Genomic DNA, 2,866 nt, shown 5'->3' on the forward strand with positions numbered 1-2,866 from the left:
GGGTCGCGCAGCGCGTCGACGGCGGCCAGCACCGCCTCGCGCCCCTCCCGCTTCGGTACGCCGGAGGCGGCCCGCTCGTACAGCTCGGCGCCCTCCGCGAAGACCAGCTCCGTGTCGATCCCGGCGGGGACCTTGATCCGCGCGTGCGCCCGCCAGGTGGTGACCGGATCGCTCCACGCCTCGACGGTGAACGTCCAGTGCCCCTCGGCGTCCGGCGTCACCTCCGCGCCCCAGCGGTCCGTCCCCGGGGCGAGTTCGCGCATCGGCGTCCAGGGGCCGGGCCGTCCGCTCGGATCGCACAGCACCACATTGGCGGCCACCGCGTCATGGCCTTCGCGGAAGACGGTGGCGCTGACCTGGAAGGTCTCACCTTCGACGGCTTTGGCCGGCCGTCTCCCGCAGTCGACGAGGGGACGGACGTCCAGGACGGGAATGCGACCGATCATGGAATCACCTGGGGGCTGGAGCTCGGCATGCACGGGGCGCGGGGTGGGTGGGGAGGGCTGACCGCGTGCGCCGCGAATGGGGGGTTGCGTCCTTTGTAGCCGCTCGGACGTCGGGTGACGGGTGGTGTGCATGGCCGCTCCTGTCCGCGTTCACTCGAATGGCACTCGAATGGCAGGTGCGAAAGGGGGTTCGTGCCCCGGACCGGGCACCTGGGGTGCCCCGGGGCCGGTACCGGAAGCCTTCCCACCGCTTCCGGGCGGGCAACCGGCGCCGTGCCGACTCCTGGGTGCACCCGGCGCACGTTTCCCGCGCCGCGCGCCGGTTCGCGGGCCGCCGTGCGGGCGCACCCCGAAGCCTTCCTTGTGGTGCGAAGCGCCACAAGGCCGCGCGAGGAGTAGGAATCAGCCATATCGCCTGTGACGGATGTGTGCGCATCTGGCCCATGCGGTGCCCGCGCCGCAGGGGCCCGGCGTGGCCGGGGCGGCCGGCGGGGCCCGGGAGGGGGGCGGGAAGGGCGCGCAGGGTGCAACGACAGGGGTGAGGGCGGATGATCCGCGCGCCGCCCGGCCCACTGAGCCGGTCGCGCGCCGTGGTTCCGTACCACCGCCCCCGGCTACCGTCGAGGGTGACGGTCGGGACGCGCACCGCCGTGCGTCCCCTCGGATCCGTACGTCCCCTGTAAAGGTGGGATACGTGAAGGCCATTCGTCGATTCACCGTGCGTCCCGTACTCCCCGAACCCCTTCAACCGCTCAGCGACCTCGCCCGCAACCTGCGCTGGTCCTGGCACACCGAGACCCAGCGGCTCTTCCAGGCGGCCGACCCGGAGGGCTGGCGCCCCGCGGACGCCGACCCCGTGCGGCTGCTCGGCGCCGTGTCCGCCGGGCGGCTCGCGGAGCTGGCCGCGGACCAGCACTTCCTGCGCCGGCTCACCGAGGTCTCCAGCGACCTGCGGGCGTACCTCGACGGCCCGCGCTGGTACCAGGACCAGCTCGCCCAGGGCGCCGAACTCCCCTCAGCCATCGCCTACTTCTCACCCGAATTCGGAGTCACCGCCGCCCTGCCCCAGTACTCCGGCGGCCTCGGCATCCTCGCCGGCGACCACCTCAAGGCCGCCAGCGACCTCGGTGTGCCGCTCATCGGGGTCGGCCTGCTCTACCGCCACGGCTACTTCCGCCAGTCCCTGTCCCGGGACGGCTGGCAGCAGGAGCACTACCCCGTCCTCGACCCCAACGAGCTGCCGCTCACCCTCCTGCGCGAGGCGGACGGCACCCCCAGCCGGGTGGTGCTGGCCCTGCCCGGCGGACGCTCGCTGTACGCCTCCGTCTGGCAGGCCCAGGTCGGCCGTGTCCCGCTGCTGCTGCTCGACTCCGACGTCGAGGAGAACGCCCCCGGCGAACGCGACGTCACCGACCGGCTCTACGGCGGCGGAAGCGATCACCGCCTGCTCCAGGAGATGCTGCTGGGCATCGGCGGGGTGCGTGCCGTGCGGACCTACTGCCGGCTCACCGGGCACCCCGCCCCCGAGGTCTTCCACACCAACGAGGGACACGCCGGGTTCCTCGGCCTGGAACGCATCCGCGAGCTCGCCGAGACGGGCCTCGACTTCGACGCCGCCCTGGAGACGGTGCGGGCCGGGGCGGTCTTCACGACGCACACCCCGGTGCCCGCCGGGATAGACCGGTTCGAGAGCCAGCTCGTCGCCCGGCACTTCGGCGACGACGGCGAACTGCCCGGCGTCGACGTCGACCGGATCCTGCGCCTCGGCACGGAGGCCTACCCCGGAGGGGACCCCGGCCTCTTCAACATGGCGGTGATGGGCCTGCGCCTCGCCCAGCGGGCCAACGGCGTCTCCACCCTGCACGGGGCGGTCAGCCGGGAGATGTTCTCCGGGCTGTGGCCCGGCTTCGACCCCGCCGAGGTCCCCATCACCTCCGTCACCAACGGCGTGCACGCCCCCACCTGGGTCGCGCCCGAGGTCCTCGGCCTCGCGGCCCGGACGTTCGGCGCCGAACGCGCGGAGAGCGCGCTGGCCGGCGCCGAGGTCGGGAGCGCCCAGGGCACCCGCCCCGGCACCCCCCGGCGCTGGGACGCGGTCACCGCCGTGCCGGACCGGGAGATCTGGGACCTCCGCCGCGGTCTGCGCGAACAGCTGGTCACCGAGGTGCGCAGGCGGCTCTACGCCTCCTGGCGCCGGCGCGGCGCGGGCACCGCCGAACTCGGCTGGATCGACGGGGTGCTCGACCCCGACGTGCTGACCATCGGCTTCGCCCGCCGCGTCCCCTCGTACAAGCGCCTCACACTGATGCTGCACGACCGCGACCGGCTGCGGGAGCTGCTGCTCCACCCCACCCGCCCGATCCAGATCGTCGTCGCCGGCAAGGCCCACCCCGCCGACGACGGAGGGAAGCGGCTCCCCC

2 protein-coding genes are annotated in these 2,866 nt (G+C 73.9%); one reads left to right on the forward strand and one right to left on the reverse strand.

Going from position 1 to position 2,866, the window contains the following annotated elements; translation table 11 throughout:
* Positions 1 to 446, reverse strand: a 446-nt coding sequence (locus tag IH13_RS0123535; RefSeq protein ID WP_037842171.1) for a maltotransferase domain-containing protein, incomplete at its 3' end; no start/stop codon positions are given.
* Positions 447 to 1,140: 694 nt separating this feature from the next.
* Here IH13_RS0123535 and glgP point away from each other — a divergent pair.
* A partial coding sequence (gene glgP, locus IH13_RS0123540; protein WP_158791274.1) for an alpha-glucan family phosphorylase occupies positions 1,141 to 2,866 on the forward strand: 1,726 nt, incomplete at its 3' end.

Source organism: Streptomyces sp. NRRL WC-3549 (assembly GCF_000721935.1).
In the GTDB taxonomy this organism is placed as follows: Bacteria; Actinomycetota; Actinomycetes; order Streptomycetales; family Streptomycetaceae; genus Streptomyces.